At 74.6% G+C, this 23,214-nt stretch carries 21 protein-coding genes and 1 riboswitch; of the genes, 9 read left to right on the top strand and 12 right to left on the bottom strand.

What is annotated here, in order from left to right:
• Window positions 1–325 precede the first annotated feature (325 nt).
• On the top strand, window positions 326–1,567 hold the full coding sequence (locus DEF28_RS06320; RefSeq protein WP_199493156.1) for a DUF418 domain-containing protein: 1,242 nt from the start codon (window positions 326–328) through the stop codon (window positions 1,565–1,567).
• A gap of 10 nt (window positions 1,568–1,577) precedes the next feature.
• Here DEF28_RS06320 and DEF28_RS06325 read toward each other — a convergent pair whose 3' ends face one another.
• The 3 genes from DEF28_RS06325 to thiE all read right to left on the bottom strand — a co-directional run bounded on the left by DEF28_RS06325 (window position 1,578) and on the right by thiE (window position 5,256).
• Window positions 1,578–2,462, bottom strand: a complete 885-nt coding sequence (locus tag DEF28_RS06325; RefSeq protein WP_114396257.1) for an SDR family oxidoreductase — start codon at window positions 2,460–2,462, stop codon at window positions 1,578–1,580.
• A 386-nt stretch (window positions 2,463–2,848) separates the two neighbouring features.
• Window positions 2,849–4,483, bottom strand: a complete 1,635-nt coding sequence (locus tag DEF28_RS06330) for a fatty acid--CoA ligase (RefSeq protein ID WP_114396256.1) — start codon at window positions 4,481–4,483, stop codon at window positions 2,849–2,851.
• Window positions 4,484–4,602: 119 nt separating this feature from the next.
• Window positions 4,603–5,256: a thiamine phosphate synthase gene (gene thiE / locus DEF28_RS06335; protein WP_181874198.1), complete on the bottom strand. Its 654-nt coding sequence runs from the start codon at window positions 5,254–5,256 to the stop codon at window positions 4,603–4,605.
• Window positions 5,257–5,648: 392 nt separating this feature from the next.
• On the opposite strand from thiE, the gene DEF28_RS06340 reads away from it, so the two are divergent.
• A complete protein-coding gene (locus DEF28_RS06340; protein WP_114396255.1) occupies window positions 5,649–6,188 on the top strand; it encodes a putative immunity protein in 540 nt (179 codons plus the stop codon).
• Between the two features lie 355 nt (window positions 6,189–6,543).
• On the opposite strand, the gene DEF28_RS06345 is transcribed toward DEF28_RS06340, so the two are convergent.
• A complete protein-coding gene (locus DEF28_RS06345) occupies window positions 6,544–6,891 on the bottom strand; it encodes an ArsR/SmtB family transcription factor (protein ID WP_114396254.1) in 348 nt (115 codons plus the stop codon).
• Window positions 6,892–6,987: 96 nt separating this feature from the next.
• On the opposite strand from DEF28_RS06345, the gene DEF28_RS06350 reads away from it, so the two are divergent.
• Window positions 6,988–8,190, top strand: coding sequence for an MFS transporter (locus DEF28_RS06350; protein ID WP_158562766.1), 1,203 nt, complete (start codon window positions 6,988–6,990; stop codon window positions 8,188–8,190).
• A 74-nt stretch (window positions 8,191–8,264) separates the two neighbouring features.
• Here the strand turns inward: DEF28_RS06350 and DEF28_RS06355 are convergent, their stop codons facing one another.
• A complete protein-coding gene (locus DEF28_RS06355) occupies window positions 8,265–8,624 on the bottom strand; it encodes an Rv2175c family DNA-binding protein (RefSeq protein ID WP_114396252.1) in 360 nt (119 codons plus the stop codon).
• A 131-nt stretch (window positions 8,625–8,755) separates the two neighbouring features.
• A riboswitch (TPP riboswitch) is annotated at window positions 8,756–8,868 on the top strand.
• A gap of 78 nt (window positions 8,869–8,946) precedes the next feature.
• Here DEF28_RS06355 and thiO point away from each other — a divergent pair.
• The 5 genes from thiO (at window position 8,947) to DEF28_RS06380 (ending at window position 14,266) form a co-directional block, all read left to right on the top strand.
• Complete coding sequence (thiO, locus tag DEF28_RS06360) at window positions 8,947–10,071, top strand: glycine oxidase ThiO (RefSeq protein WP_114396321.1); 1,125 nt, start codon at window positions 8,947–8,949, stop codon at window positions 10,069–10,071.
• A 73-nt stretch (window positions 10,072–10,144) separates the two neighbouring features.
• Window positions 10,145–10,345: a sulfur carrier protein ThiS gene (gene thiS, locus DEF28_RS06365; protein WP_114396251.1), complete on the top strand. Its 201-nt coding sequence runs from the start codon at window positions 10,145–10,147 to the stop codon at window positions 10,343–10,345.
• Window positions 10,346–10,349: 4 nt separating this feature from the next.
• Window positions 10,350–11,168, top strand: coding sequence for a thiazole synthase (locus DEF28_RS06370; protein ID WP_114396250.1), 819 nt, complete (start codon window positions 10,350–10,352; stop codon window positions 11,166–11,168).
• A 175-nt stretch (window positions 11,169–11,343) separates the two neighbouring features.
• Window positions 11,344–13,290, top strand: a complete 1,947-nt coding sequence (gene pknB, locus DEF28_RS06375; protein WP_114396249.1) for a Stk1 family PASTA domain-containing Ser/Thr kinase — start codon at window positions 11,344–11,346, stop codon at window positions 13,288–13,290.
• A gap of 739 nt (window positions 13,291–14,029) precedes the next feature.
• Window positions 14,030–14,266 (top strand): hypothetical protein, encoded by a 237-nt coding sequence (locus DEF28_RS06380; RefSeq protein ID WP_114396248.1) that lies wholly within the window; start codon window positions 14,030–14,032, stop codon window positions 14,264–14,266.
• 31 nt (window positions 14,267–14,297) lie between these two features.
• Here the strand turns inward: DEF28_RS06380 and DEF28_RS06385 are convergent, their stop codons facing one another.
• From DEF28_RS06385 to DEF28_RS06405, 5 genes are all read right to left on the bottom strand, one after another.
• Entirely contained in the window at window positions 14,298–15,998 is a 1,701-nt protein-coding gene (locus tag DEF28_RS06385) for a sodium:solute symporter family transporter (RefSeq protein ID WP_114396247.1), read from the bottom strand.
• On the bottom strand, window positions 15,995–16,477 hold the full coding sequence (locus DEF28_RS27455; RefSeq protein WP_158562767.1) for a hypothetical protein: 483 nt from the start codon (window positions 16,475–16,477) through the stop codon (window positions 15,995–15,997). The genes DEF28_RS06385 and DEF28_RS27455 overlap by 4 nt, the downstream gene beginning before the upstream one ends.
• The gene (locus tag DEF28_RS06395) at window positions 16,474–17,211 is read right to left on the bottom strand and encodes a LytR/AlgR family response regulator transcription factor (protein ID WP_114396246.1); all 738 of its coding nucleotides are present in this window, start codon (window positions 17,209–17,211) and stop codon (window positions 16,474–16,476) included. The genes DEF28_RS27455 and DEF28_RS06395 overlap by 4 nt, the downstream gene beginning before the upstream one ends.
• 175 nt (window positions 17,212–17,386) lie before the next feature.
• On the bottom strand, window positions 17,387–18,556 hold the full coding sequence (locus tag DEF28_RS06400; protein ID WP_114396245.1) for a sensor histidine kinase: 1,170 nt from the start codon (window positions 18,554–18,556) through the stop codon (window positions 17,387–17,389).
• Between the two features lie 33 nt (window positions 18,557–18,589).
• Window positions 18,590–19,192, bottom strand: a complete 603-nt coding sequence (locus DEF28_RS06405) for a sulfite oxidase-like oxidoreductase (RefSeq protein WP_114396244.1) — start codon at window positions 19,190–19,192, stop codon at window positions 18,590–18,592.
• Between the two features lie 281 nt (window positions 19,193–19,473).
• Here DEF28_RS06405 and aroF point away from each other — a divergent pair, with 281 nt between their 5' ends.
• Entirely contained in the window at window positions 19,474–20,520 is a 1,047-nt protein-coding gene (gene aroF / locus DEF28_RS06410; protein WP_114396243.1) for a 3-deoxy-7-phosphoheptulonate synthase, read from the top strand.
• A gap of 146 nt (window positions 20,521–20,666) precedes the next feature.
• Here the strand turns inward: aroF and thiI are convergent, their stop codons facing one another.
• Window positions 20,667–21,935 carry a tRNA uracil 4-sulfurtransferase ThiI gene (gene thiI, locus DEF28_RS06415; RefSeq protein ID WP_114396242.1) on the bottom strand — a complete coding sequence of 423 codons (1,269 nt, stop codon included), beginning with the start codon at window positions 21,933–21,935 and terminating at the stop codon, window positions 20,667–20,669.
• Window positions 21,936–22,102: 167 nt separating this feature from the next.
• Entirely contained in the window at window positions 22,103–23,128 is a 1,026-nt protein-coding gene (locus DEF28_RS06420) for a 6-phosphofructokinase (protein ID WP_114396241.1), read from the bottom strand.
• Between the last annotated feature and the right edge of the window lie 86 nt (window positions 23,129–23,214).

The following is a 23,214-nucleotide window of genomic DNA, read 5'->3' on the forward strand; positions in this document are numbered from 1 at the left end:
GTTGACCTGGGACGATATCAAGCCGCAGCGCGTGTTCCAGCCCTGCGTGGGGCTCACGTCTCCTTGCCGGTCCGCGGCGTCGGCACGCGGGACCGGTCCGTTTCCCGTCGCCTCCGCCTGAAGCGGGCCCGGAGCCCCGCGGAGGCCGGGCACGTCGTTCTCCGGTGGATGCCGGAGAGCCGAGCTCGCGCCGGAGCCCGTCCCGCCGGTCGCATGACATGAATCCTCCTTGAGGGGGATGGCCGGCAGGCGCGCGTGGTCCGAAGCTGGGACGGGGCCGGTACAGGTCCTTCCCTCGATGAGCCCCCGGCCGGAGGTCGCAGCCGTGAGTCCCCCTCGAAGCGTGCCGCGCGGCCCCGCGCGCCCGGACGAACGTGCGCTCGCGCCCGACCTGGCGCGCGGGGCCATGCTGCTGCTGATCGTGCTGGCGAACACCCCCTGGTACCTGGGGTCCTACGACCTGCCCGCCACCGCGCACCCCGTGGACGGCGCGGCCCTGGACCGCGTCGTGCGGTTCGTGATGATCGTCGCGGTGGACGCGCGGTCCTACCCCATGTTCGCGCTGCTGTTCGGCTACGGCATGGTGCGGCTGTACGACCGCCAGCGGGCGGCCGGCGGCGGCGAGCGGGCGGCCGCCGCGCTGGTGCGGCGGCGCAACCTGTGGCTGCTCGCCTTCGGCTTCGCGCACGCCGCGCTGCTGTTCGCCGGCGACATCCTCGGCGCCTACGGCCTGGCCGGGCTGGTGCTCGGCGGGCTGCTGCTGCGCCAGACGGAGCCGGCGGTACGGCTCTGGGCGGGGCTCCTGGGCACACTCGTGGCGGCGCTGTTCGCGTTCTCCGCCGCCGCGGCCGTCATGGCCCTCGCCGACCCCGCGTCCGCCGCCGGGGACGCGGGGCCCACGGCCGTCCAGGCGCTGCTGCAGGTCACGTTCACCGACCCGGACGCGGCGACCGCGATGGCGCGCCGGGCCGTGCTGTGGCCGCTCGCCGCGGTGGCGCAGGCGCTCTCGCTGATCATCCCGGCGGCCGTCGCGGTCGGGATGTGGGCGGCGCGGCACCGGGTCCTGGAGCGGCCGGCCCGGTACCGGCGGCTGCTGGTGCGGGTGGCCGTGGCGGGCGTGGGCGTCGGATGGCTCACCGGGCTGCCGCAGGCGCTCGCGCACGTGGGGCTGCTGGAGGTCGCCGATCCGGCGTACGCGGCGCTCGCCGGTCTCGCCACACTGGGCGGACCGGCCGGCGGGGTCGGGTACGTCGCGGTGTTCGCCCTGTTCGCCGCCCGCTACAACGCCCGCGCCCCGAGGCGGATGGGGCGGGCGGCCGTCACCGTGCTCACCGCGGTCGGTTCCCGGTCGCTGTCCTGCTACCTGGCCCAGTCGCTGCTCTGCGCCCCGCTCCTGGCAGCGTGGGGGCTCGGCCTCGGCGCGCACCTCGGCAGCGCGGGCATGGCCGGTGTCGCGGCGGCGGTGTGGCTGCTGACCGCCGCGGCCGCACTCGCCCTGCACCAGGCGCGGCGGCGCGGGCCCGCCGAGGCTCTGCTGCGGCGGCTGGTGTACGGGCGGGCGGTGTGACGGCGTTACGTCAGGCGTGGATGTGCGCGCAGGCGCTCGGGTTCCGGCGGATGAACCCCTCGATGGACTGCGGTGGGTGCCCGGTGAGGTCGGAGACGGCGGGGCTCACCACGTCCAGCTCGCCGCGGGCGATGGCGGCGTAGGAGCTGGCCCAGCCCTCGACCGCCCATTCGGGCGCGCCGACCCGGCGCCGGGACTCCAGCGCCTCCTCCCACGTCTCGGGCAGGTAGCGGAGCGGCTTGCCGGTCAGCGCGGAGAGCCGGTCGACGGTCTGCCCGAGGGTGACCGCCTCCGGGCCGGTGATGTCGTAGGTCCGGCCGTCGTGCTCCCGGCCGCCGAGCAGCACCGTGGTGGCGACGTCGGCGATGTCGTCGCGCGACACCCAGGCGACCCGGCCCTGGCCGGCCGGCCCCCGGATCAGGCCGGACTCGTCGGCCCAGCGCGGCACCAGGTCGAGGTAGAGGCTCGGCCGCAGGAAGGTGTGCGCGACGTCCGTGGAGCGGATGTGCGCCTCGGTGAAGAAGTGGTCCCGGGCGAAGGTGAAGGTCGCCGCAGGGCCGGCCGCCAGGAAGGACAGATACACGATGCGGGTCACCCCGGCGGCGATCGCGGCGTCCACGGCGCCGATGTGGTGCTGCACCCGCTCGGGGTCCTCCCCCGCCGAGACGAGGAACAGCGTGTCGGCGCCCCGCACGGCGCGTTCGAACGCGGCGGGGTCCTCGTACACCGCCATGGCGGCGCTGGCGCCGGCCAGTTCGGGCGCCCGGTTGAGGTCGCGCACCACGAGTCGCTGGCTGGCACCCCGCCGGGCCAGCCGCCTGGCCACCCGGCCGCCCACGGCCCCGGTGGCGCCGGTGACTCCGATGATGTGTGCTGCGTCCTGCTCGTCGCCCATGACTCCCTATCTTGGGCGACCGGTGGCGCGGAGACCGCGATCGGCACGCGGAAGGAACCGGTTGGTCCCGACTTCTCCCGGTGGCGAGCTCGCCCAGGAGCCCACATTTCGGCCCTCGCCGGAATTTCGGACGGGGGGCGTGCGTGGGCGGCCGCCCTCAGCCGTGGTCGGGGGACCGAATCCCGCCATACTCCGTTCTTTATGACATAGATTCCCAAATCGGGCAATTGGTCGATCGGGGTCCGGGCTGCCCCGGTCGGCCCGCCGCGCCTCACCGCCGCGGTCGTCCAACCGGAGCACAGCCGGCAGAGGCCCGTGGTCCCCGTGGTGAGCCACGCCCTGACGCCCTCCGGCGGAGCTGTCCGGGACCGCTCCGCGGCGGGCCGTCAGAGCCGGACCGCCGCCAGCTCCCCCGCCGCGTGCTGCTGCCGGATCAGCTTCTTGTCGAACTTCCCGACCGACGTCTTCGGCACCTCCGCAACCAGCGACCACCAGTCCGGCAGCTGCCAGCGAGCGACGTGCTCGGCGAGGAAGTCCCGCAGCTCCGCGAAGCCCGCCGCCGCCCCCGGTTCCAGGACCACCGCGGCGAGGGGGCGCTCGCCCCACTTCTCGTCCGGGACGGCGACCACGGCGGCCTCCCGCACGTCCGGGTGGGCCATCAGGTGCCCCTCCAGCTCGACCGACGAGATCCACTCGCCGCCGGACTTGATCACGTCCTTGGACCGGTCGGTCAGGCGGAGGTAGCCGTCGGGCGTCAGGGTGCCGACGTCGCCGGTGCGCAGCCACCCGTCGTGGAACCGGTCCGGGTCGGCGCCGCGGTGGTAGGAGCCGGTCACCCACGGCCCGCGCACCTCCAGTTCACCCACGCCGCGGCCGTCGTGCGGCACCGGATGGCCGTCGGCGCCGACCAGCCGGCCCCGGACGCTCGCGGGCAGCCGGCCCTGGCTGAGCCGGTAGGACCACCTGCGCTCCCCCTCGGCGCCGGCCGGCGGGTGCGCGACGCTGCCCAGCGGGGAGGTCTCGGTCATCCCCCACGCGTGCAGCACCGGGATCCCGTACCGCTCCTCGAAGAGCCGCATCAGCGCCGGCGGGCAGGCCGCGCCGCCGATGACCACCCGCCGCAGGGTGGAGACGTCGCGCGGCGCGGTCTCCAGTTCGCGCACCAGCCCCTGCCAGACGGTCGGCACGGCCGCGGCGAGGGTGGGCCGCTCCGCCGCGACCATGTCGGCGAGCGGGCCGGGCTGGAGGAAGCGGTCGGGGAGCACCAGGGAGCAGCCCACCATGAGCGCCGCGTAGGGCAGCCCCCACGACATCGCGTGGAACATCGGCACCACGGCGAGGACCCGGTCCTCGGGGCGCACCTCCAGGCCGTCGGACATGCAGACCTGCATGGAGTGCAGCCAGATCGAGCGGTGGCTGTAGGCCACGCCCCTGGGGTCGCCGGTGGTCCCGGAGGTGTAGCACATCGCCGCGGCGTCGCGTTCGTCCGCGACGGGCCAGTCGAACTCCTCCGGTCTGCCGGCGAGGAGCTCGTCGTAGCGGTGCACCTGGACGCCGTCGGGGACCGCCTGCGGGGCGGGCAGGTCGTCCGGCCCGCCGCCGGCCACGACGACGTGCCGCACCGTCTTCAGGTCGGGCAGCAGCGGCGTGAGCACCGGCAGCAGCGAGGCGTCGACGATCACGACGTGGTCCTCGGCGTGGTTGGCGATGTAGCGGATCTGGTCCGGGTGCAATCTGATGTTGAGGGTGTGCAGGACCGCCCCCATGGCGGGTACGGCCAGGTAGCTCTCCAGGTGCTCCTGGTTGTTCCACTGGAAGGTGGCCACCCGCTGGTCGCCGGTGACGCCCAGCTCGCGCAGGGCGTGCGCCAGCCGTGCGGCCCGCCGGCCGACCTCGGCGAGGCTGCTGCGGCGCGGTTCACCGCCGGTCCAGGTGACCACGGAGGCCGCGCCGTGCACGGCGGTGCCGTAGCGGACCAGGTCGGCGACGGACAGCGGGACGTCCTGCATGGTGCTGCGCATGTGCCCTCACCCGAATCGGTCGTTGTGATCGATGTCACGAGGGTAGGAGGCGCGGACGGCCCGGTACAGCGGTCCCGGAATGACGGTTGGCTAACGACGCCGCGCGCGGCAGCGCCGCGCTACCCGGCCGCGGCGAGCCGGCGCCGGAACTCCGCGGCGGCGGCGTGCGGGTCCCCGGCCTCGGTGATGGCGCGGACGACGACCACCCGGCGGGCGCCGGCGGCGATCACCTGGTCGAGGTTGCGCAGGTCGATCCCGCCGATGGCGAACCACGGCCGCCGGGATCCCAGCGCGGCGGCGTGCTCCACGATCGGCAGTCCGGCGGCGGGGCGGCCCGGCTTGGTCGGTGTGGCCCACGCGGGGCCGACGCAGAAGTAGTCGACCCCCGGCTGGGCCGCCGACGCGGTGGCGAGGTCCGGCGTGTTGTTCGACCGGCCGATCAGGGGCTCGTCGCCGATGATCTCGCGGGCGTAGCGCACCGGCAGGTCGTTCTGGCCGAGGTGCAGGACGTCGGCCCGCGCGGCGCGCGCGATGTCGGCGCGGTCGTTGACGGCCAGCAGCGCGCCGTGCCGCCGGCAGGCCGCGCGCACGACCTCCAGGGCGTCGAGTTCCTCGCGCGCCTCCAGGGCCTTGTCCCGCAGCTGGACGATGTCCACGCCGCCGGACAGCGCCGCGTCGAGGAACTCGGCGAGGTCGCCCCGCTCCCGGCGGGCGTCGGTGCACAGGTAGAGCCGGGCGGCGGCCAGGCGCTCCCGGAGATCCGTGGCGGTCACGTGGGCCAGGGTAGCGCCGCGCCGGCCCGGCCGGGCGTCCCGGCCCCGATGACCGCACGGCGCCGCACGCCTGGCCCCGCGGTGGGCCAACGCGCCGCGGGCCCTGCCGCGGGTGGCCGCCCCCTGCCCGGCCGGTTCCCTCGGCGGCGTGGCCCGGTCCCCGGGGCGCTCCCATCGGAGGCGGTGGAAGCGGCGCGGCCCGGCCCACGCCCCCGCGCCGGTCGGACGGCCCGACGCGATCGGGGGCACCCGCGTCGCGGGCCGGGGCGCCGGGTGCGCACAGCGGCCTCCTCGTGCGCCCTGGAGTCGTCCCATGGCCGCCGGCTCCCCGCTGTCCGGCCCGTCTCCCTTTCAGGACCGGGATGGTTCGCGCGCCTGGCAGAATCCGAGCCGTGACGACCGTATCCGGTGACTTCTCGTTGACGATGGACGAGCTGCGCGTCGTGGCGCGCTACGCGGCGGAGAGCGCGCAGGGCGTCCTCCCGGTCTTCGAGGCCGCGGCGCCCGGTGACCCCCGGCCTCGCGCGGCCATCGCGGCCGCCTGGGAGTTCGTCGATGGCGCGCGCAGGACCACGTTGCAGCGCGTCACCGCACTGGATGCCCACCGGGCGGCGAGGGAAGCGGCCACCGAGGCCGCGCGGCTTGCCGCACGTGCCGCCGGTGATGCCGCGGCTGCCGCGTACCTGCATCCGATCGCGAAAGCCACCCAGGTCGGCCACATCCTGCGCGCCGCCGCATGTGCGGCCCGCGTGGCCGAGTTGAACGCGGGCGGCGATCCGGCCGTGGGAAGCAGGATGATCGAGCAGGCCCGGGAACGCGCCACACCGGTCCTCATCAGCGTCCTTCGCCGCTATCCACTCGCCCCGACTGGCAAGAGCCGCGTCGCCCAACTCATGACGAGCCTGGACGCTTCGCTGCGGGCCTCGTCCTGAATGAGCCTGGATGAGGTGGTCCGCCGCCGTCCCGAGGCCCGTATCCTCCCGGCGCCGCGCTCAGGGGCGGAGTCGCCTCGTTCGGGCGCTGGTGCCGGGCGGTCCGGTTAGCGGCCCGCACGCTGCCGGCGCGGGACACCGCGGCAAGCGCACCCGTCCGGGTACCCCGGGCGGCGGAGCGCCCCGGACATCGTGGGGCCCCGCTGCCACGCCTGCCACCGGGGCGCCGTGATCACCCATCACCACTGAGCGGGTCGCGGCCGCGTTTGCGCCGACCCGCCCGCTGCCAGCTCCGGCCCGCCGTGGAGGGGTGGCCGGACGGCCCCGCCCGTGCTGGCGGGAGTGCCCCTCCCGGTCAGCTCGCGGCGGCGCGGTCCTGCGGGTGCGCCGCCTCCTCCGGCAGCGCCGCGAGGACGGCGGCGAGCAGTCCGGGGAACCGGGCGTCCAGGTCCGCGCGCCGGAGGCGGATCCACCGGTTGCGTCCGTCCACGCGGGTCATGGTGACGCCGGCCTCGCGCAGGACCCGGAAGTGGTGGGACAGCGTCGACTTGTGCACCTGGACCCCCCACTCCTCCGCCGCGCAGCTCCGCTCGGAGCCGTCCGCGACCTGGGCGACCAGGTGCAGCCGCACGGGGTCGGCGAGTGCCGCCAGGACGCGGGAGATGCGCATGTCGTCCCGCGCGGGATGGAAGAGGTGAGTCATGACACCAGGACATCCTTCGCCAGATCGTTTGACAAACATCAAACTAAGGTGCGACGCTCCGACTGTTTGATAGTAGCCAAACCACAAGGACGTGCCGTGACCGCCTCCTCGACCGTCGCACCGCCGTCTCCGGCGACGGCCGGCCCCGAACCGGCCCCGCAGTACTCCGTCGTCCGGCTGCTCCCCCTCGCCGTCGGCACCTTCGCCGTCGGCACCGGTATGTTCGTCACCTCCGGCGTGCTGCCCGACATCGCAGCGGACCTCGGGGTCGGCGTCGCCGCCGCCGGGCAGATGGTCACCGTGTTCGCCCTGGCCTACGCCGTGCTGGCCCCGGTCCTGGCGGCGTTCACCGGCCGGGTGGAGCGCCGCGTCCTCCTGCCGGCCGCCATGGCGCTCTTCCTGGCCGGCAACGCGCTCTCCGCCCTCACCCCCGACTACGCCGTCCTGCTGCTGTCCCGCGTCGTCGCGGCCGCCGGCGCGGCCATGTACACGCCGAACGCCAGTGCCATGGCCGCGGCCCTCAGCCCGGCCCGCCACCAGGGACGCGCCATGGCGGTGGTCATCGGCGGCATGACCGCCTCCACGGCCCTCGGCGTGCCGCTGGGCAGCTGGCTCGGCGGAACCCTCGGCTGGCGGGCCTCGCTGTGGCTGGTGGCCGGCCTCGCGGCGGTCGCGGTGGCGGGGCTGCTCCGGCTGCCGCGCGGCGGGCGGCAGCCCGCGGTGGGGCTGGCCGCCCGGCTGCGCGCGCTGGGCGACCCCCGGCTGCTGCGGGTCGCCGCGCTGACCCTGCTGCCGCTGTGGGCCTGCTTCACCGTGTTCAGCTACGTCGGCGCGGTGTTCGGCCCGGCCGCCGGCGGCACCGGCGGGATGACGGTGCTGCTCTGGGTGTGGGGGGTACTGTCGGTGGTCGGCAGCGTGCTGTCCGGCCGGCTCGCCGACACGCGCGGCCCGCGCTTCGTGCTCCTGGTGACGTTCCCGGTCCTGCTGGCCCTGATGCTCACGGTGCAGGCGGCGAGCACCGGCATCGCCGCGGCCGCGGTCTGGATGGCGGTGTACGGCCTCTTCGGCTGGATGGTCGCCGTGCCGCAGCAGCAGCGCGTGGTCGCGCTCGACCCCGCGGCGGCTCCGGTGCTGCTCAGCCTGAACAGCTCCGCTCTCTACGCCGGCACCTCGCTGGGCGGCCTCATGGGCGGCGCCCTGCTGAGTGGGCTCGACGCCGCACTGCTCGGGTACCCGGCCGCGCTGGTGCTGCTCGTCGCGCTGGCCCTGCTCCTCACGGAGCGCCGCGCCAGCCCCTGACCGCCGTCCGGCACCCGCCGGGCACCGGTGCGCGGTCGCGCTCCGCCCGGGAACGGGCGGAGCGCCGGGTACGGCTAGAGCGCCATGGCCTGCGCGCGGCGCCGCACCTCGGTGCCGCGGTTGGCCGTGATCGCCTCGATCGGCGCGCCGGGCAGAGTGTCGTCCGCCGTGAACAGCCAGCGCAGCGCCTCGTCGGTCGAGAAACCGCAGTCGGCGAGCACCGTCAGCGTGCCCGGCAGGCCCTTGACGACGTCGCCGCCGGAGATGAACGCCGCCGGGATCGACAACTCCCCGGAGCGGGTGGCGCCTAGGAGCTTGTGGTCGCGGATGAGCTGCTTGATCCGGTTGGGACTGACTCCCAGCGCCCGGGCCGCCTCGCGGATGGTCAGCCAGTCGCCGACGAGGGCGTCGGTGTCACGGTCGATCTGTGTCACGTCAGCCAATGTCCCACAAACCGGTGGATTCCAAACGCTATCTGCCCCGTTATCGCTGTCGGCGTAGCGCGCGGCCCGTCACACCCCGCCCTGGCCCGCCTGGCGGGGCGGGATCTACTATGGCCCGAGAGCGACGTCCCCGCGGGAGCCGGGTAGGGACCCGGCTGAGAGGGAGGCTGCCAGCCTCCGACCGCACGAACCTGATCCGGGTCATACCGGCGAAGGGAGTGGAGCTGGCATCGTGTCGTCCCCATCCAACCACGCCGCGCCGCCGAAGGTAGCGGATTCCGACGTGATCGTCGTCGGTGCCGGCCTGATCGGCATGGTCACCGCATGGCGGGCCGCCCGCCGCGGTCTGCGCGTGAGCGTGGTCGCCCCACAGAGCCGGCACGCCGCCTCCGTGGTCGCGGCCGGCATGCTCACACCCGCCACCGAGGCCGCCTACGGCGAGGAGGCGCTGACCCGCTTCGGGCTCGTCTCCCGGGACCGCTACCCGGGGTTCCTGGCCGAACTGGCCGCCGACGGCGCGACGGAGCCCGGGTACCGCACCGGCGGCACGCTCCAGGTCGCCTTCGACACCGACGACCTCGCCCGGCTCGCCGAACTCGGCGACCTCCGCGCCCGCCTCGGCATCGCCACCCGGCGCCTCACCGGCCGGGAGTGCCGCCGGCTGGAACCGATGCTCGCCCCGTCCGTGCGCGGCGGGTTCCTGGCGCCCGACGACCACTCCGTGGACCCGCGCCGGCTGCTGGCGGCGCTGCGGGCGGCGGCTCGCGGACGCGGGGTCGCGCTGCTCCCTGTCCGGGCCACCGCGGTCGAGCTCGCCGGCGGCGCGGTGCGCGGCGTCCGGCTGGAGCGCTCCACCAGCGCGCCGGACGCGCCCCCAGAGCTCCGCGCCCCGCAGGTCGTGCTCGCCGCCGGGGCGTGGACCGGCGGCCTCGCCGGGGTGCCCGACGGCGTGCTGCCCGAGCTGCGCCCGGTCAAGGGCCAGCTGCTGCGGCTGCGCACGCCCCCCGGCGAGGCGCCGCCCGTCTCCCGCACGGTCCGCGGCCTGGTCCGCGGCGCCCCCGTCTACCTGGTGCCCCGCGACGACGGCGAGGTGGTCCTGGGCGCCACCCAGGAGGAGGCCGGCCACGACACCCGGCTCACGGTCGGCGGCGTCTGGGAGCTGCTGCGCGACGCCCGCGAACTGGTGCCGGGCGTCAGCGAGCTGGAGATCGCGGAGACCTGTGTCGGTCTGCGCCCGGGATCCCCGGACAACGAACCGCTGCTCGGTCCGACCCGGGTCCCGGGGCTGCATCTCGCCGTCGGCCACTTCCGGCACGGCGTGCTGTTCACACCGGCCACCGGCGACGCGATGGCGGCGGCGCTCGCCGACGGCCGGCTGCCCGACTTCGCCCGCCGCTTCGCCGCCACGCGCGCGGTGGCGGCCGGCGCCGCCACCTGAACGGACCGCGTCCCACGCGGCCCGCCCGCCCCGGAGGCCGGGGCGTTCTCCGGGAAGGAAGGTGAGAGAACCCGTGCAGGTGATCATCAACGGTGAGGCGCGCGACGTCCCGCCGGCCACCACCGTGGCGGACGTGGTCCGCTCGCTGACGAGCGCGGCCAACGGCGTCGCCGTGGCGGTCAACGACCAGGTGGTGCCGCGCACCGGCTGGGCCGACACCGCGATCGGCCCGGACGACCGGGTGGACGTGCTCACCGCCGTGCAGGGAGGCTGATCAGATGACCGCCGAACCGACGACCGCCGCCCCCGGCAGCGGCCCGCGGGCCACGGCCGACCCGCTCGTCATCGCCGGACGGGAGTTCGGTACCCGGCTGATCATGGGGACCGGCGGCGCGCCCTCGCTCCGTGTCCTGGAGGAGGCGCTGATCGCGTCGGGCACCGAGCTGACCACCGTCGCGATGCGCCGGGTGGACCCGGCGGCGCGCGGGTCGGTGTGGGACGTGCTGCATCGCAACGGGATCCGGCCGCTGCCCAACACCGCCGGCTGCTTCACCGCCACCGACGCGCTGCGCACCGCCCGCCTGGCCCGCGAGGCGCTGGGGACGGAGTGGATCAAGCTGGAGGTGGTGGCCGACGAGCGGACGCTGCTACCCGACCCGGTGGAGCTGCTGGACGCGGCCGAGCGCCTGGTGGACGAGGGCTTCGTGGTGCTGCCCTACACCAACGACGACCCGGTGCTCGCCCGCCGCCTGGAGCAGGTGGGGTGCGCCGCGGTGATGCCGCTCGGCGCGCCCATCGGCTCCGGCCTCGGGATCCGCAATCCGCACAACATCGAGCTGATCGTGGAGCAGGCCGGGGTCCCGGTGATCCTGGACGCCGGCATCGGCACGGCGAGCGAGGCCGCGCTGGCCATGGAGCTGGGCTGCGACGCCGTGCTGCTCGCCACCGCCGTCACCCGCGCCCGGGAGCCCGCCCTGATGGCGGCGGCGATGCGCGACGCGGTCGCCGCCGGCCGCATGGCGCGGCGCGCCGGCCGGATCCCGGTCCGCCGCTACGCGCAGGCGTCCTCCCCCGACCCGGACCGGCCCCCGTGCTGACGCCCCGGACCGCCCGGCGCAGGCGCTCGCGCCGGGCGGTCCGGCCCCGGGACGCGGCGGGCCGTACCGGAGCGTCAGGTGGTTGTGACGTTGAGCGAAGGTCTTTACCCCATTCCAGTAAAGGGAAAACCATTGGCCCGCCGTACTTTGCCCTTCTACCCGTAAACTCGCCTCCGTGGACATGACGACTGCGGACCCGCTTGTAGGCGCGACACTCGATCAGCGCTATTACGTCGAGTCCCGTGTCGCCGGCGGCGGCATGGCGACCGTCTACGTCGCCCACGACCTCCGGCTCGACCGGCGTGTGGCCCTCAAGGTCATGCACTCCACCCTGGCCCAGGACCCCCAGTTCGTGCGCCGCTTCATCAACGAGGCGCACGCCGTGGCCAAGCTGTCGCACCCCAACGTCGTGCAGGTGTACGACCAGGGGACCGACCAGGGGCACGTCTACCTCGCGATGGAGTACGTCCCGGGCCGCACCCTGCGCGACCTGCTGAAGCTGCGGGGCCGGCTGGCCCCGCAGGACGCGCTGCAGATCATGGTGCCGGTGCTGGCCGGCCTCGGCGCCGCGCACCAGGCCGGCATGGTGCACCGCGACATCAAGCCCGAGAACGTGCTGCTGACCCGGGACGGCCAGGTCAAGGTCGTGGACTTCGGCCTGGCGCGGGTGGTCGAGGCGGCCCAGGAGGGGCTGACCAAGACGGGCACGCTCATGGGCACGGCCGCCTACCTGGCGCCGGAGCAGATCTCCCAGAGCGTCTCCGACGCCCGTACCGACGTCTACGCGTGCGGCATCATGCTGTACGAGCTGCTCACCGGTGCGCAGCCGCACACCGGCGACTCCGCCATCGCGGTCGCCTACCAGCACGTCAACCAGGACGTGCCGCGCCCGTCGCGCGTGGTCGACGGCATCGCGCCGGAGATCGACGCGCTGGTCACCCAGGCCACCGAGCGCGACCCCCGCTACCGGCCGGGCGACGCCGGCCAGTTCCTCGCCGCGGTGTTCGACGTGTACCCGCACCTCGCGGGCGCCGCACCGCAGCCGCCGGCGGGCTACGCCCCGGCCGCCGCCCTGCCGCCCGCCGGCGCCGCGGCCGCCGCCGGCAGCGCCGACGACGACTCCAACAACACGCTCGTGGTCGAGCTGCCGGACGTCCCCGACGACGACTACGAGGACTACGGCGACGACCGGCGCGAGCGGAGCCGCGGCCTGCGCTACCCGCTGATCGCGGTCGCCGGCCTGCTCGTGGTGCTCCTGGCGGGGTTCGGCTGGTGGATGGCGTTCGGACGCTACGAGAGCGTGCCGGAGCTGGTGGGGATGAGCCGGGAGCAGGCGGAGCAGCAGCTGTCCGCGCAGGGCCTGCGCATCTCGGTGGCCGACGAGGGCGTGTACAGCGACGAGGCCGAGGAGGGCACGATCGCGGAGAGCGATCCCGCCGCCTCCGCCCGCGCGCTGCCCGGAGACACGGTGACGGTGGCGCTCTCCCTCGGACCGCAGACGGTGGAGATGCCCAACGTGGTGGGCCTGCCGGTGTCCGACGCCCGCGGGCAGCTGGAGGACCTCGGCATCGAGGACGTCACCGAGGAGGAGGCGTCGTCCCGCGACCAGCCGGCCGGGACGGTGCTGTCGTCCGACCCCGAGGCCGGTGCGGACGCCGACCGGGCGGCCGGGGTGACCCTGACCGTCAGCGCCGGCTTCGACATGCCCGACGTCACGGGTCTCAGCCAGGACGACGCTCGCGCCAGCCTGGAGGGCAGCGGCCTGAGTGTGTCCGTCACCGACCAGGCCAGCGACAGTGTGCCGCGGGGGCAGGTCATCTCGCAGGACCCGGAGGCCGGTTCCACCGTCGGCAGCGGCGACTCGGTGACGATCACGGTGTCGTCCGGGCCCGAGCAGATCGAGATCCCCGACGTCACGGGCTGGAAGGTCGACGACGCCCGCAAGGAGCTGGAGGAGCTCGGCTTCCGGGTCGAGGTCCACGAGTTCATGGGCGACCGGGTCGCGGCCTACAGCCCCACGGGCCGCGCCGAGGAGGGCGCCACCGTCGAGCTGTGGGCGACCCCGTTCGGCAACGGCGGGCCCGGGCGGGGGAACGACCGCGGCAACCGCGACGACGACTAGGTCGCCGGTGGAGGTCCACCGAACCGAGCGCCCGTAGCGGAGGGCGGCCCAGCGGCCGGTGGGGGGCGCCGCTTCTGGCGCCCTTCGGACGCGCTCCACATCCACCCGGACGGCGGCGCCTCGCGTCCTCGCGCGGCCGCGGCGCCGCCGGACCACCGCGGTGGTCCTGGACGCGTGCCGGCCCGCGAACGGGGGGCCCGCGAAGGCGGCCGCCGCGCCGGCCAGCGGGTGCGCACACGACACACGACAGTGCCGCCCGGGCGCCATCCCGAGGGATGGCGCCCGGGCGGCATCACTCCGACGCCGCTCCCCTCCCCGCCACAACGGCTTCCCGATCCGGGTGGCGTGCACGGCGCCGGGGTCCTCCCCCCATCGGTCCCGGCCAGGGCCGGCACCGATCGCTTCCACCGACAGGCTCGCAGGCTTGTCGGCTGGCCGCTGAGCACAACCCTAGGGTCTGCAGAGAGGTCCGGAACCCCCTCCGGCACGGCCGATCGGCGGGCGGCACGGAGCGGTCGCCACGCGGGGCGGGGCGACGGATCAGCGGTCGCCCTGGCACGACGAACGGTCGATCGGCGGCGGTGGCACGCCGACCGTTCCGCGTCCGGACCGCGTGTCCGCCATCCCGCCCCCGCGCCGCGCGGTGTCGCTTCCCCGCAACGAGATTTGGGTCACGTAATGTAGTCACTGATCACCGTCCGCAATGACACGCGGGCGCGCGCAGAAGGCGAGGACGCACATGTTCGGGACACGGGCGCTGGTGGCCGCCGCGACGGCGGCGGGGGCGCTGCTCGCCGGAGCCGGCCCGGCCGAGGCGGTCGACGAGGTCAGGGGGCTGGCCCTCCTCAACGACCTGGACCTGGTCGAGGACATGAACACCAACATCCCCGTCTGCCTGATCGTCCCGATCCACCTCGGCGGGCCGCCGCCCACCCCGTTCCGGGAGTGCGTCCGCAGCGTCGTCGCCGAGTTCTAGCCGCTCTCCGGGGCAGCCGCGCCCACAGGCGTCACAGGTCCCGGCGGGGCAGGTGCATCCGGCCCAGCATCGCGTCCGCGTCCTCGGGCACCCGGCGCGCACTGAGCCGGGAGACGACCACCATCACGGCGAAGACGAGCGGGGCGAGCAGCAGGGTCGGCATCGCCAGCAGCCGGCCGGGCTCCGTCGCCGGGTCGAGACCGGTCAGCGGGACCACGACCCCGGCGGCGACCCCGGCCATGCCGACCAGCAGACCGGCGGCGGCGCCGACGTCAGTGAGCCGGCGCCACCACACCCCGAGCAGCAGCACCGGCGCCACCGTCACCGCGCTGATCCGGAAGGCGAGCAGCACCAGCGGTACCAGGCTCACGTCGGCCAGGCCCGGCAGCATGAGGAGGGCGGCCAGCGGCACCCCGATCGCCATCAGCACGCCGAGGCGGAACATCCGGGTGCCGCCGCCCAGCACGCACTGCGAGATCGTGCCGCCCAGCGCGGTGGCCAGTCCGGCCGACACGGTGATGACCGCCGCCGCGGCGCCCACCGCCACCATCGTGGCCAGTGCCAGTCCGAGTGCGCCCGGAGCGACCCGCTCCGGCAGGGCCAGGACCACGATGTCGGTGTCGCCGGTCGCCAGCAGGTCGCTCGCGTACAGCCGGCCGAGCCCGGCGTAGATCAGCGGGAAGATCGAGAACACCATGACGAGCACCAGCGCCACCACGACCGTCCGCCGGGCCGCCCGCGGGCTCGCGGCCCCGTAGAACCGCGCGACGAACTGGGGCAGTCCGACGACGCCGAGCACGAGCGCCAGCTGCACGGAGTGCGCGCCGAGCAGCGGCGCGTCCACCTCCATCTCCAGCCACTGCTCGCCTTCGAGGGGCCGCGCCCCGTCGGCGTGCGGGACCGCCGCTCCCTCCCGGAAGGTGAGCTCGCTGCCGGCCGCGAAGTGGTGGGCGCCGGCCGCGAGCCGGACGGCGGTGCCGTCCAGGTGGCGGCCGTTCACCCGGCCCGCCACGGTCAGCACCGTCTCCTCCGGCAGTGTCAGCCGCTGGTCCTCGGCGACGTGCACCGTGGTCGGCTCGGCGAACGCGGGGACGCCGGTGTGCTCGACCATGCGGCCGTCCTCGACCTGCCAGAGCACGAGCAGCACCACCGCCGGCACCCCGATGGCCGCCAGCTTCACCCAGAAGAACACCGCCTGGAAGCCGGTGTCCGACCCGTTCGACGCGTGCAGGACGATGACGAGGGTCACGGCCGCGACACCGCCCCAGCCGGCCCACGCCGGCAGGCCGACGTAGCGGTCGACCAGCGCGCCGGCCGCCGCGTACTGGGCCAGCAGGTAGACCCAGCCGGTGAACACCACGCACGCGCTGACCATGCGGCGGACCCTGCGGTTGCGCAGCCGCCACTCGGCGAAGTCGGACGGGCTGTACACGCCGGAGCGGCGCAGCGGGGCGGCGACGAACGCGGCGAGCAGCACGTAGCCCGCGCTCAGCGCCACGAACATCCAGACGGCCTGGAAGCCCTGCGCCAGCAGCAGGCCGGCGAACCCGAGGAACGTCGCGGCGGAGGTGTACTCGCCGCCCGCCGCCGCGGCCGAGGAGAGCAACGGGGCCGGGCGGGTGGCGGCGGTGAAGTCCGAGGTGCCGCCCGCGCGGCTGAAGTAGCCGGCGACGGCGAGCAGGGTCATCAGGAGCGCGGTGACCACGATCGCGCCGCCGACGAGGGGGATCACCGCGCGTCCCCCTCGCGGGCGGGCGGGGTCCGCGGCCGGAGCCGCGCCACGACGAGCCGGCGCCGCGGCCCCGGCGGCCGGGCCGGCGCTCCGCCGGGCGGCGGGGCCGCCGCCCGGTGCTCCAGGTGCTCGGCGCGGCTCACGTGGAGGACGAGGACGCACACCATCAGCGGCGGCACCCCGAGGGTCACGGCGATCCAGGCCAGCGGGGTGCCGGCGACCACCAGGTCGTCGAGCCGCGGGACGAGGGTGAACAGGGCGGGCAGCAGCACCGCGGTGACGAGCGCGAACAGGGCGCACGCGCCGACCGGGACCAGCTGGCGGCGCAGCAGCGGCGCGACGTCGGGCGGGGCCGGCGCGCGCTCCGGCGGCAGCGGCCGCGCGCCGCGCGCGGCGAGGGCCCGCCGGGTGGCGGGCGAGGTGACGACGGTCCGGCGCGGCGGCTCGGCGGGGCCGGGGCCGCCCGGCCGACCGGTCACCGGCCGCCCCCCTCGCCCGCCAGCCTCCGCATGAGCTGGTCCCGGACGTCGCGGGTCTGCCGGCGGCTGACCAGCAGCAGCTCCTCCCCCACCTTGACCTTGGCCCGCGCGCCGTCCAGGTGCAGCTCCGACACGTGCCGCGCCGCCACGAGGACGCTCCGGTGGATCCGCACGAAGCCGTCGCCGGCCCAGTCGCGCTCCAGCGCGCCCAGCGTGCTGCGGATCAGGAAGCTGCCCTCGGCGGTGCGCAGCCGCACGTAGTCCCCGCGCGCCTCGACGTACCAGATCTCCGAGCGCTCGATGAACCGGACGCGGCCGCCGAGCTCCACCGGGACGCGGTTGCGGTCGGGCCGCCCGGGCCGCAGCCGCGTCAGCCGCTCCACGGTGTCGGCCAGCCGCTCCTCGCGCAGCGGCTTGAGCAGGTAGTCGACGGCGCGCAGTTCGAAGGCGGTGAGGGCGAAGTCCTCATGGGCGGTGACGAACACGACGGCCGGCGGGAGCGCCAGCGCCGAGATGAACCTCGCGAGGTCGATGCCGCTCGGTCCGGGCATGTGGATGTCGAGGAACAGCGCGTCCAAGTGGTCCTCGGCCGCGACCCGGTCGCTGATCAGGCGCATCGCCGAGGTGGCGTCGCCGGCGGTCACCACCTCCGCGATCCGGGGATCCCGCTGGAGCAGGTACGCCATCTCTTCGAGAGCCGGGACCTCGTCGTCCACCGCGAGGACTCGAAGCATGCCACCGAGGATGGCCGACCCCCCTGCGGCCCGCAACCGTTTTGGCACAATGCGGCGGGAACGGCGGTCGTGGTGAACGGATGCCCCGTTATCACCCTGGTTAGGGGGTCATCCGGTGCCGGGACGCCCCGGGCAGGCGGTCGTTTCGGCAGTCTCCGGCCGCCAGGACCCGGCCTTATTCGCCCTTCGGCAGGAACTTGGGGAACCGGAGGTTGACCTTCGTGCCGGCGCCGGGGCCGGTCTCGATCACCAGGCCGTAGGCGTCCCCGAACATGTTGCGCAGCCGCTCGTCCACGTTGGCGAGCCCGATACCGCTAGAGCCGTCGGCCTGGCCGGACAGGATCGCCCGCAGCCGGTCCGGGTCCATCCCGATCCCGTCGTCCTCGACGCTGATGTGCGCCTCGGCGCCGGCGTCCCGCGCGGTGACGCTGACCTGCCCGACCCCCGGCTTGCCCTCGATACCGTGCCGGATCGCGTTCTCCACGAGGGGCTGCAGGCAGAGGAAGGGGACCTTCACCGGCAGCACCTCCGGCGCGACGCGCACGGTGAGCCGCAGCCGCTCGCCGAAGCGGGCCCGCTCCAGTGCCAGGTAGCGGTCGATCGAGCGCAGCTCCTCGTCGAGCGTGGTGAGGTTGCGCGAGCTGCGGAACGAGTAGCGCGCGAAGTCGGCGAAGTCGAGCAGCAGCCCGCGGGCGCGCTCCGGATCGGTCCGCACGAAGGACGCGATCGTGGTCAGGCAGTTGTACACGAAGTGCGGCGAGATCTGGAGCCGCAGCGCCCGGATCTCGGCGTCGGCGAGGCGCACGCGGTAGCGGTCGAGCTCCGCGAGCTCCAGCTGCCCCGAGACCCAGCCGGCCACGTCGGAGGCGGCCCGGGCCGGCAGCGCGGTCTCGGAGGCGGCGAACGCGAGCAGCGCCCCGACCGTCTGGCCGTCCACGACCAGGGGCGCCGCGACGGCGGCGCGCAGGCCGCACGCCGGGTCGCCGCAGTCCAGCCGGTCGTGCACGTGCGGCCGGCCGCCGGCGAGCACCGGGTGGGCCAGCCGGACCGCCGCGGCGGAGTGCGCGGTGCCGCTGCCGCTCCACGCGAGCAGTCCGTCGGTGCCGACGATCGCCGCCGCGGGGGTACCCAGCAGCGACCGCAGGTGCCGTACGGCGCGGCGGGCGGAGTCCCGGCCCAGCCCCTGGCGCAGTGCGGGCGCGGCGAGCGCCGCGGTGTGCAGGGCCGCGCACGTCGCGGCGGCGGCCGGGAGCCGCTCCCGCCGCCGGTCCCGCACAGCCCGGCGGACGAGCTCGCCCACGCTGGCCAGCGCGACCAGGAGGCTGCCGATGGCGAGGTAGAGCATGCGCTCAAGTTAGGGGATCGGGGGCCCGGCGCCCTAGGCGAGCGGCGGCCCGTCCCCGGGCTCCTCCTGGTAGGAGTAGCGCTCCTCCCGCCAGGGGTCGCCGCGGTTGTGGTACCCGCGCTCCTCCCAGAAGCCGCGGCGGTCGGCGTCGAGGTACTCGATCGCCCGCACCCACTTCACGCTCTTCCAGCCGTAGCGCCGCGGCACGACCAGCCGGACGGGATGGCCGTGCTCGGCCGCCAGGGGGGCGCCGTCACGGTGCGTGGCGAGCAGGACGTCGGAGGCGAGGAAGTCCGCGACGGGCAGGTTCGCGCTGTAGCCGTACTCCGCCCACACCATCACGTGCGTGGCCGAGTCGGCGGGCGGCGCGAGCGCGGCGAGCTCGCTCGTCGGGACCCCCGACCAGCACACACCCAGTCGTGTGAACCGCGTCACACAGTGGAAGTCGGCGGTGAGGTCGGTCCTGGGCAGGGCCGCGAAGTCCGGCCACGTCCACCGGTACTCCCCCAGCGACGCGGTCATCCCGTAGACGCGGAGGTCCCAGCGCTCCGGCCGGAACCGGGGCACCGGACCGTAGTGCACCGCCGGCCAGCCGCGCGGAACGTGCTGCCCTGGCGGTAGTCGATGCTCCGGCAATCCTGCTCCTTCGTGGCGGTACCGCCATCTTGCCAGGCCGCGGTGACCGTCCGTATCCGACCCCGGAGCCTCCCGCTGACGAGGGGTGGTGCGCTATAGTCGCATCATGCAGCGGAACTTCTGGCGCTTTTATGGCTACCGGCCCACGGGTAGGACGGTCGCCTGTCGAGCGCTGCGCTGACACGGACGACTCCAGGAGCCCCGGGCCACACGGCCCGGGGCTCCTTCGTTTGTCCGGCCCAAGGCTCCGATCTTCTCCAGACGCGTGAAGGACGACGTACATGGTCATCGTGATGGATTCCGAAGCAACGCCCGATCACATCGACGGCATCGTCGACGTGGTCACCACCGCGGGTGGGACGGCGTATGTGACCCGAGGTGTCAGCCGGACGATCATCGGGCTGGTGGGCGACGTCCAGCAGTTCGAGACGCTGGACCTGCGTGCGATGCCGGGAGTGAGCGACGTGCTGCGCATCTCCGTGCCCTACAAGCTGGTCAGCCGCGAGAACCACGTGAGCCGCTCGGTGGTGCGCGTGGGCGGCGTGCCGATCGGCGGGGAGCACATGACCCTGATCGCCGGCCCGTGCGCGGTGGAGACGCCCGAGCAGACGCTGGCGGCCGCCCGGATGGCGCGCTCGGCCGGCGCGGCGCTGCTCCGCGGCGGCGCCTACAAGCCGCGCACCTCGCCGTACGCCTTCCAGGGGCTCGGGGAGGCCGGGCTGCGGATCCTCGCCGACGTGCGCGCCGAGACCGGGCTGCCGATCGTCACCGAGGTAGTGGACGCCGGCGACGTCGAGCTGGTGGCCGGCTACGCCGACATGCTGCAGATCGGCACCCGCAACATGCAGAACTTCGCGCTGCTGCAGGCGGCCGGCGAGGCCGGCAAGCCGGTGATGCTCAAGCGCGGCATGAGCGCCACGATCGAGGAGTGGCTCATGGCCGCCGAGTACATCGCGCAGCGCGGCAACCTCGACATCGTGCTGTGCGAGCGCGGCATCCGGACCTTCGAGAAGGCCACCCGCAACACGCTGGACCTCAGCGCGGTGCCGGTCGCCCAGCAGCTGTCGCACCTGCCGGTGATCGTCGACCCGTCGCACTCCGGGGGCAAGCGCGACCTGGTGCTGCCGCTGTCGCGCGCGGCGATCGCGGTGGGCGCGGACGGCATCATCGTCGACGTGCACCCGACGCCGGAGACCGCGCTGTGCGACGGCCCGCAGGCCCTGGTCGGCGAGGACCTGGCCGAGCTCGCCGACGCGGTCCGCACGCTGCCCGCCCTGGTGGGACGCACGCTCGCCTCGGCCCCGGAGCCGGCGGTGGCCGGGGTGTGACGTAGTTCCTGCCGCGCGGATCCGGTCCCGCCGCCGCGCGGATCTGGCCACGGGCGGGGCAGGGGCGCTCCGGAAGCGGGGTGCCGCGGACGGCCGGCGCCCGCACTCGTCACGGGGTGTGACGTCCCGGTCGCGCTCCGGCGGGATCAGGCCGCCGGAGCGCTGTCGCCGAGGAAGCTCGGCTTGTGCAGCTGGGCGCTGCCGGCCAGGTGCTCGGCGAGCTCCTCGACGTCCAGGCGCTTCTCGATCTGGCGCAGGTCCTCGATCTTGGCGGCGGTCTCGACCTGGCGCGGCGTGAGCAGCGTGCAGCAGTCCTCGTCGGGCAGCTCGGAGATGTGCAGGGTGCCGATCCGGCGGGCCTCCGCCATGATCTCGGTCTTGTCCATGCCGATGAGCGGGCGCAGGATCGGCAGGTCGACGGCGTCGTCCAGCGCGGTGATGTTGGTCAGGGTCTGGCTGGAGACCTGGCCGAGCGCGTCGCCGGTGACGAGGGCGGCGCCGCCGAGGCGCTCGGCGAGCGCCTCGGCCGTCTTCAGCATCAACCGGCGCTGGGCGACGATCTGCAGCCGCTCCACGCCGGAGTTCTTCAGCTGCTGCTGGGCCTTGCCGAACGGGACGACGAAGAGCCGGGAGCCGACCTGGAACCGGTCGAGCTGGCGGACCAGGCTGTAGGCCTTGTAGATGGACTCCGGACCGGTGAACGGCATCCCGGAGAAGTGCAGGAAGTCGACCTTGAGCCCGCGCCGCATCATGCGGTGCGCGGCCACCGGCGAGTCGATGCCGCCGGACATCAGCACCAGCGCGCGGCCGCTCATGCCGACCGGCAGCCCGCCCTGGCCGGGGATGCCGTCGGTGAAGACGAAGACCTCGTCCTTGTCCACCTCGATGAACACCGTGTTGTCGGGGTGCTTGAGCTTCACCGGGAGGTGGTGCGCCTCCTGGATCTTCGCTCCGACGTGGCCGGCGAGCTCGGAGGAGGTCATCGGGAACCGCTTGTCGCGGCGGCGGGCCCGCACGGCGAAGGTCCCGGTGCGCTCGGCCATCGACCGCACCGCGATGTCGGTGACGGCGTCGAGGTCCTTGGCGACCCGGCGCACCAGGTGGATCCAGACGATGCCCATGACGTTGCGCATGCGCTCGGCGAGCTCGGCGACCTGGAGGTCGGAGCCGCCGGGCATGCGGATGACGATCACACCCTTGCGCTGGGAGAGCCGGATCTCGCCGAGCCCGCGCGCCGCCGCCCGGATGTTGTTGTGCAGCCGGCGCTCGAACAGCTGCCGGTTGCTGCCCTTGAGCACGATCTCGCCGAGCTTCATCAGGACGCACAGCTCGCCGAGTCCGGCCTCGCCGCCGGGCCGCGCGACGCCGCCGTGCTCGCGGACCTCGGTCGCCGCTGAGTCGAGTGACGCGGACATGACGGCACCTCCGGGGAGATTCGGTACGGGGGTCTCGCGCGAGACCACGAACTGCGCTCGCTTCCAGTATCGAACACCCGCGCAACCGGTTTCGCCATGCCGGGCCGCGGGAACGGCGCGCCCCCGCCCGGTGGGCCCGGGCGGGGGCGCGGCGGCACGGGGGCGGACTAGCCGAAGAAGACCTCGGCCTCCTGGTAGCGCTCGACCGGGACGGTCTTGAGCTTGTCGGTGGCGGCCGACAGCTCGACCCGGACGATGTCGGTGCCCTGCAGCGCGACCATCTTGCCGAAGTCCTTGTCGTGGACGGCGTCGATGGCGTGCACGCCCAGGCGGGTCGCGAGCACGCGGTCGAAGGCGGACGGTGTGCCGCCGCGCTGGACGTGGCCCAGCACGACCGAGCGCGCCTCCTTGCCGGTGCGCGACTCGATCTCCTCGGCGAGGCGCTGGCCGATGCCGCCGAGCCGGACGTGCCCGAAGGCGTCGCGCTCACCGGTGGCCAGCTCCATCTGGCCGGCCTTGGGGTGCGCGCCCTCGGCGACCACGATGATCGGCGCGTAGCGGGTCTTGAACCGGCTCTCGACGTGCGCCACGACCTCGTCGATGTCGAACGGCCGCTCGGGGATGAGGATGACGTTGGCGCCCGCCGCCATGCCGGAGTGCAGCGCGATCCAGCCGGCGTGGCGGCCCATGACCTCGACGATCAGCGCGCGGTGGTGCGACTCGGCGGTCGTGTGCAGGCGGTCGATCGCCTCGGTGGCGATGTTGACGGCGGTGTCGAAGCCGAAGGTGTAGTCGGTGGCGTTGAGGTCGTTGTCGATGGTCTTGGGGACGCCCACGACGTGGACGTCGGCGTCGGAGAGCTGCCGCGCGACACCGAGGGTGTCCTCACCGCCGATGGCGACGAGCGCGTCGAGGCCGAGCCCGGCCAGGTTGTCCTTGATCCGCTCGACGCCGCCCTCGATCTTGATCGGGTTGGTCCGCGAGGACCCCAGGATGGTGCCGCCGCGCGGCAGGATGCCGCTGACCGCGGCGCGGTCCAGCGGCATGGTGTCGCCCTCCAGCGGGCCGCGCCAGCCGTCCCGGAAGCCGACGAACTCGTACCCGTAGTCCTTGATGCCCTTGCGCACCACCGCGCGGATGACCGCGTTCAGACCCGGGCAGTCGCCGCCACCGGTCAGCACCCCGACTCGCATTGCGTGTACTCCTCGAATTGTCGATGAACCAGCAACCACAGGAAACCAGGAATCCGGGACGCCAGAGACACCGAAGCGCCGGAGCG

The sequence above is a fragment of the Marinitenerispora sediminis genome, assembly GCF_003336425.1.
GTDB lineage: Bacteria > Actinomycetota > Actinomycetes > Streptosporangiales > Streptosporangiaceae > Marinitenerispora > Marinitenerispora sediminis.